This is a genomic window from Vogesella oryzae, from assembly GCF_902829295.1.
Taxonomy (GTDB): Bacteria; Pseudomonadota; Gammaproteobacteria; order Burkholderiales; family Chromobacteriaceae; genus Vogesella; species Vogesella oryzae.
On sequence record NZ_CADEPL010000013.1, the window covers coordinates 1 to 7,061 of the forward strand.

Below are 7,061 nucleotides of genomic sequence, written 5' to 3' on the forward strand. Positions count from 1 at the left end.
TCGCCAGGCACTTACACCTATCGGTTATTCGTTTTGTTAAAGAGCGGGCTGACTTCGTTTCGTTGCGTCGTCAGCAGAGGAGGCGAACTATACCCACCCGACCCAAACCCGTCAACACCCCGCCGCACAAAAACTGCCACAAATTCGACAAGTCATTGATCCGAAAGGAAGCCAAAACGCAAAAAAAGTTGGCCGCATATTGCAGGGCACATCTGCACGCTCCGCTCGCACACAGCCCTCCCCTCATCTGCTACCCTGTTGCGCTGTTTTTCACACTACATCGGCACTGCGCAGGCGGAGACCGGGAAATGACAAATCTAAAATTTGATGTACTGATTATTGGTAGTGGCCTGGCCGGGATGACACTGGCACTGCATCTGGCAGAAAAGAAGAAAGTAGGCCTGATTACCAAACGAGACCTACTGGAAGGCAGCTCCAGCTATGCCCAAGGTGGCATCGCCGCTGTCCTGGATACCAGCGACTCTATAGAGGAGCACATCCACGATACCCTGGTGGCTGGCGCCGGACTGTGCAACGAGGATACCACCCGCTTTATCGTGGAGAACTCCAAGGACGCCATCGACTGGCTGGTTGATCTGGGTGTGCCGTTCACCCGCGATGACAGCCACCAGACCGGCTTTCACCTGACGCGCGAAGGCGGCCACAGCCACCGCCGCATCATCCACGCCGCCGACGCCACCGGCGCCGCCGTCACCAGCACCCTTGGCCAGAAGATCAAGGCGCACCCAAACATCACCCTGCTGGAAGACTACATCGCCATCGACCTGATTACCTCGCGCAAGCTGGGACTGGAAGGCAAACGCTGTTTCGGCGTCTACGCCCTCGACAAGATCGGCGACCACGTCATCACCATTGCGGCCAACCAGACGATTCTGGCTTCCGGTGGCGCTGGCAAGGTGTACCTGTACACCACCAATCCGGACACCGCTACCGGCGACGGTATCGCCATGGGCTGGCGAGCCGGCTGCCGCGTCGGCAATATGGAATTCATCCAGTTCCATCCCACCTGCCTGTACCACCCGCACAGCAAGTCGTTCCTGATTTCGGAAGCGGTGCGCGGCGAAGGCGGCATCCTGCGCCTGCCAGACGGCACCCGCTTCATGCCGCACCATGATGAACGTGCCGAGCTGGCGCCGCGCGACGTAGTGGCCCGTGCCATCGACTTCGAGATGAAGAAGCATGGCCTGGACTGCGTCTATCTGGATATTTCCTACAAGCCGGCCAGCTTTATCCAGGAACACTTCCCCAACATTTACGCCCACTGCCTGGAGCTGGGCATCGACATCACCCAGCAACCGATCCCGGTGGTGCCGGCCGCGCACTACACCTGCGGCGGCCTGGTTACCGACCTGAAGGGGCGCACCGATGTGGAGGGCCTGTACGCGGTGGGCGAAGTCGCCTGCACCGGTCTGCACGGCGCCAACCGCCTGGCCAGCAACTCGCTACTGGAATGCATGATCATCGGCAAAGCCGCTGCCAGCGACATTCTGGCCAGCAAGCCGGTCAAGCTACCCGCCATGCCGGACTGGGACGATAGCCAGGTGACTGACCCGGACGAAGAAGTGGTGATCTCGCACAACTGGGACGAGCTGCGCCGTGCGATGTGGGACTACGTGGGCATCGTGCGTACCAACAAACGGCTGGAACGCGCACTGAACCGCATCAAGCTGCTGTCGGAAGAAATCAACGAGTTCTACAGCAACTTCCACATCACCAACGACCTGATCGAGCTGCGCAACCTGGTGCAGACCGCCGAGCTGATCGTGCGCTCGGCACTCTTGCGCAAGGAAAGCCGCGGCCTGCACTTCAGCCGCGACTATCCGGAAACGCTGCCACAAGCCAGCGAAACGGTACTGACGCCGACGGAATAAGCCCGTCTGCCACACAAAAGGTTGGCCGCATGCGGCCAACCTTTTTTTATTGCATCATCACTCGCCCTGATACAACGGCAGCGTGAACCAGAACGCGCAGCCACCGGCCAGCGGCACACTGACACCGAACTCGCCACGATGGTGCTCGACAATGGAGCGGCAGATATTGAGGCCGATACCCATGCCTTGCGGTTTGGTGGAATAGAACGGCGTAAACAGATTCTCGCGGATCTGCTCGGATAAGCCCGGACCATTGTCCACCACCTCCACCCGCCAGAACCGGGCCCCGACCTCACTGTGCAGACGCACCACCGGTCGCAGTGTGTCGGCCTCGCGCATGGCCTCGATGGCGTTCTTGATCAGGTTGAGCAGCACCTGCTCGATCAGCACCGGATCCATTTCCACCCGCAGACCGCCCGCCGCCGGCGCCAACAACAGCGACATGCCGTACTTGTCCGCCATCGGCTGCGCCAGAGCGACGGCACGCCGCACCGCCAGGTCCGGATCGCACAATTCAAGCTGTGGAGCATGCTTTTTCACAAACGCGCGGATGCTATTGACGATCTGGCCGGCACGGCGTGCCTGATCGGCAATCGCCTGTACCGCCTCGCCCACCCCGTTACTGCGCGCGGCATCGTCCGGCAACTTGCGCGCCAGCCCGGCCGCATAGGTGGAAATGGCAGTCAGCGGCTGCCCCAGCTCGTGCGCCAGCGATGAAGCCATCTCGCCCATGGCGATCAGTCGCGAGGTGGTCTGGAAGCGCTCCTCCTGCGCCCGCTCGCGTGCGGCGCGCACCCGCGATTCGGTCACATCCACCAGCATGCACAGCCAGGCCGGCTCGCCATCCACCCACTCGATGCCGCGATATTGCAGTTGGTACCAGTTGCGTCCGCGATCCGGCGAGTATTCCAGCGTGGTCGCCAGCTGATCCATGCCGCGCGCCATCCCCGGCAGCAGCGGGCAATAAGCACCCTCGGCATCGAATCCCCCCCAGCCACTGGCAAAGGCCGGATTGGCGTACACCAGCTGTCGGCCCTCGCCCGCCACCACGCACAATCCACTGTCCAGGCCATTGAGCACCGTGAGGAAGCGCTGGTGCGAGGCATTCAGCGCCAGCCGCTTCTTTTTAAGCTCGGTAATGTCGTACATCGACGCCACCCAGCCCTCTTGGCGTTCGCCCTGCAGCAACGGCGCCGCGTATAGCCGCACCTCGAAGCGTTCGCCGTCGCGGTCGCGGAACGGCAATTCGAAGCCATGCTCCGGCAATTCTCCGGCCAGCATCGCGTGCATCGCCGCCATCAACAGCTCGTGGTCTTCTTCCGCCCAGAAACTGTATGGCAGACGCTGACCGACCAGCTCCTCGGCCGACAAGCCGGTCAACTCGCACATGGCGCGATTGACACGCAGGATAGCGCCATCGCGGTCGAAAGCGATCAGCCCGCTTTTCATGCTGTCTTCCACCGCGCGGCGGATCGACATCTCGCGCTGCAGCGCCAGCTCCACCCTGGCACGCTGCCGCACGTGGCGGCGGATGCGCCACAGCAGGAACAACAGCGCCACCACCAGCACACCGATCAGCACGCTGAGCACCGGCAAGGTCAGGCCGATGCCGGTACGGTAACTGATGCCGCGCAACATCACGCCGTAGCCGGGCGGATCGAAGCTCAGCTGGTGCGACTGCGTGCCGCGGGGCGGCGCCTGCTCGAACTTGCTTGCCAGCGCGCGCCCTTCCAGATCGATCAGGCTGATGTGGTACTTGGAGGCGATCCACCACGGCACCTGCTGCTGCAGCAGGCCGCTCATGCTGTATCCCAGCCGCCCCCCGCCGATAAAACGCCCCTGCTCCAGCACCGGCACCGCCAGATCGAAACGGAAGCGGCCATCCGGGCCGACATAAGGTTGGCCGTAGCTCAAGCGCCCCAGCTTTTCCGAGCGCCACAAGGCGTCATAGGCGGCCCCGCTCAGCCGGTGCGGCTCGCGCCCCAGGCTATCGATCTGCACCGCACCTTCGCGGCCAACCCACTGAACCGCCACGATCTCGCGGCTTTCGCGCTGCAACAGCTGCGCCGCGGCCAGAAAACGCTTGCGCTGTGCCGGGCTCTGCGGCGGCAGGTCGTCCTCCATATTGTCCAGCCAGCGCTGATGCTCCTCCAGATGCAGCTGCAGACTCTGGTCCAGCCACAGCAACTCCTGGATCAACGCATCACGCTGCTCGTCCTGCCAGTCCTTGTAGACCACCCAGTACAACCCGGCCAGCGCCGCCAGCAGACCAACCAGGATCAGCGCCGCCCCCAGCCATAGCCGTCGGGGCGCCGAGTGGGATACCGATAATTCTTTCTGGGGCATGGCAGGTCTTTCATGGTTGGCCGCGGCGAGCAGCACACTGGCGCAGGCTATTTGCCGCCGACATTGGGGAAATCCCTGATGCGGAATTCCCCAATGGCAATGGCAAGCCGCTGCTTCTAGTGTTGAGCATGTGACTTGTCAGTCTGTCAGACAAGATCGCCACAGAGAAAACACTACAAGCAACACAACAAGTAAACACAGGAGAGTAGCAACATGAAACTCAAGTATGCCGCCCTGATCGCCGGTGTCGCCCTTGGCCTGTCCGGTATCGCCAACGCCGCCGATTTCGTGATCAAGTTCAGCCACGTGGTGGCCCAGGACACCCCGAAAGGCAAGGCCGCCGAATACTTCAAGAAGCTGGCCGAAGAACGCACCAAAGGTCGGGTCCAGGTTCAGGTTTACCCCAACAGCCAGCTGTACAAGGACAAGGAAGAACTGGAAGCCCTGCAGCTGGGCGCAGTACAGATGCTGGCACCCAGCCTGGCCAAATTCGGCCCGCTGGGCGCCAAGGAATTCGAAGTCTTCGATCTGCCATACATCTTCGACAACTACGACGAGTTGCACAAAGTCACCCAGGGCCCGATCGGCCAGCAACTGCTGTCCAAGCTGGAAAGCAAGGGCATCAAGGGACTGGCCTTCTGGGATAACGGCTTCAAGATTTTCTCCGCCAACAAGCCGCTCAAGTCGCCAGCCGACTTCAAGGGTCTGAAAATGCGCATCCAGTCTTCCAAGGTACTGGAAGAAGAAATGCGCGCACTGGGCGCCATGCCGCAGGTAATGGCCTTCTCCGAGACCTACCAGGCACTGCAGACCGGCGTGGTAGATGGCACCGAGAACCCGCCGTCCAACATGCTGACCCAGAAGATGCATGAAGTGCAGAAGTACGCCACCGTCACCAACCACGGCTACCTCGGCTACGCGGTGATCGTGAACAAGAAGTTCTGGGACGGCCTGCCGGCTGACATCCGCACCACACTGGATGGCGCGATGAAAGATGCCACCGTGTACGCCAACAAGATCGCGCAGCAGGAAAACGAAAACGATCTTGCCAAGATCAAGGCCTCCGGCAAGACCCAGGTCTACTACCCGACCGCCGCCGAGCGCGCCGCCTTCAAGAAGGCCCTGGTGCCGGTACACACCAAGATGGATGACCGCATCGGTGAAGGCCTGGTACAGCTGATCTACAAACAGACCGGCTACACCCCGAACTAAGCCCCGTCCGTAACAGCCAGGTTGGCCGCAGTCTCATGCGGCCAACCTGTTTTCCGGAGTTACCCCATGAAATTCCTCGACCATCTCGAGGAGTGGCTGATTGCAAGCCTGATGGCGGCGGCAACACTGATCACTTTTGTTGCAGTGCTACACCGTTACGGCAGCGGCATCGAGTCCCTCCAGCCTTACCTCGCCCATATCCACATGAGCTGGGCACAGGAACTGACCATCTATATGTTCGTGTGGATGGCCAAGTTCGGTGCCGCCTATGGTGTGCGCACCGGCATCCACGTCGGCGTCGATGTGCTGATCAACAAGCTGTCCGATCGCAATCGCGCCAAGTTCATTGTCATCGGCCTGCTGGCCGGCGCGCTGTTCACCGGCATCGTCGGCACCCTCGGCGCCAACTTCGTGTGGGAAATCGCCCATACCGACCAGACCTCGGTCGACATGGAAATCCCGATGTGGCTGGTCTATCTGGCCGTACCGTGCGGCTCCTATCTGATGTGCTTCCGCTTCCTGCAGGTAATGGTGGGTTTCCTCAAGACCGGCCACCTACCCAAGCATGACCATAGCCACGTCGAAGGCATGGAAGATGTTGCCGAAGACAGCAACTGGTTCGCGCTGGACGACAACCTGCATCCGCACGACATCAAGAAAAACGGAGGCGACGATAAATGAGCGCACTCATCATTTTTGGTCTGCTGCTGGTGCTGATGCTGACCGGCATGCCGATCTCCATCTCGCTGGGCCTGACGGTACTGACCTTCCTGTTCACCATGACCGAAGTGCCGATCGAGGCGGTGGCGCTGAAGCTGTTCACCGGTATCGAGAAGTTCGAAATCATGGCGATTCCGTTCTTCATCCTCGCCGGCAACTTCCTCACCCACGGCGGGGTGGCGCGGCGGATGATCAACTTCGCCTCGTCGATGGTTGGCCACTGGAACGGTGGCCTCGGCCTCGCCGGCGTAGTGGCTTGCGCGCTGTTTGCCGCCGTGTCCGGCTCCAGCCCGGCGACCGTGGTTGCCATCGGCTCCATCCTGCTGCCGGCAATGGTGAAGCAGGGCTTCCCGCGCAGCTTCGGCGCCGGCGTCATCACCACTTCGGGCGCGCTGGGCATCCTGATTCCACCGTCGATCGTGATGGTGATGTACTCGGTGGCCACCAATACATCGGTGGGCCAGCTGTTCATGGCCGGCGTGATTCCGGGCCTGATGCTGGCGGGTTTCCTCGGCTTCACCACCTGGTGGCGCGCCCGCAAGTTCGACTACCCGCGCCTGCCCAAGGCCAGCTTTGCCCAGCGCATCAAGGCATTCCGCGAAAGCATCTGGGGCCTGTTGCTGATCGTGGTGGTGATCGGCGGCATCTACTCCGGCATCTTTACCCCGACCGAAGCGGCCGCCATGTCCGCGGTGTATGCCTTCTTCGTGGCAGTGTTCGTGTACAAGGACCTGACACTGAAACAGGTACCCAAGGTGCTGCTGGACTCGGCCAGCATGTCGGCGATGCTGCTGTACATCATCACCAACGCAGTGCTGTTCTCGTTCCTGATGACCAGCGAAGGCATTCCGCAGGCGATGGCCAGCTGGCTGATCGATGCCGGCCTCGGCC

General features: G+C 61.4%; 5 protein-coding genes. 4 read left to right on the plus strand and 1 reads right to left on the minus strand.

Going from position 1 to position 7,061, the window contains the following annotated elements; genetic code table 11:
• Window positions 1-308 precede the first annotated feature (308 nt).
• Window positions 309-1,892, plus strand: a complete 1,584-nt coding sequence (gene nadB, locus HU218_RS05505; RefSeq protein WP_174873939.1) for an L-aspartate oxidase — start codon at window positions 309-311, stop codon at window positions 1,890-1,892.
• A gap of 57 nt (window positions 1,893-1,949) precedes the next feature.
• On the opposite strand, the gene HU218_RS05510 is transcribed toward nadB, so the two are convergent.
• The gene (locus HU218_RS05510; protein WP_174873940.1) at window positions 1,950-4,238 is read right to left on the minus strand and encodes a PAS domain-containing sensor histidine kinase; all 2,289 of its coding nucleotides are present in this window, start codon (window positions 4,236-4,238) and stop codon (window positions 1,950-1,952) included.
• A gap of 213 nt (window positions 4,239-4,451) precedes the next feature.
• Between HU218_RS05510 and HU218_RS05515 the strand changes: the two genes are divergently transcribed.
• From HU218_RS05515 to HU218_RS05525, 3 genes are all read left to right on the plus strand, one after another.
• Window positions 4,452-5,450: a TRAP transporter substrate-binding protein gene (locus HU218_RS05515; RefSeq protein ID WP_174873941.1), complete on the plus strand. Its 999-nt coding sequence runs from the start codon at window positions 4,452-4,454 to the stop codon at window positions 5,448-5,450.
• 66 nt (window positions 5,451-5,516) lie between these two features.
• Window positions 5,517-6,131, plus strand: coding sequence for a TRAP transporter small permease (locus HU218_RS05520; protein ID WP_174873942.1), 615 nt, complete (start codon window positions 5,517-5,519; stop codon window positions 6,129-6,131).
• Window positions 6,128-7,061 (plus strand): TRAP transporter large permease (locus HU218_RS05525; protein ID WP_174873943.1); only part of this gene is annotated, 934 nt, incomplete at its 3' end. The genes HU218_RS05520 and HU218_RS05525, both read left to right, overlap by 4 nt.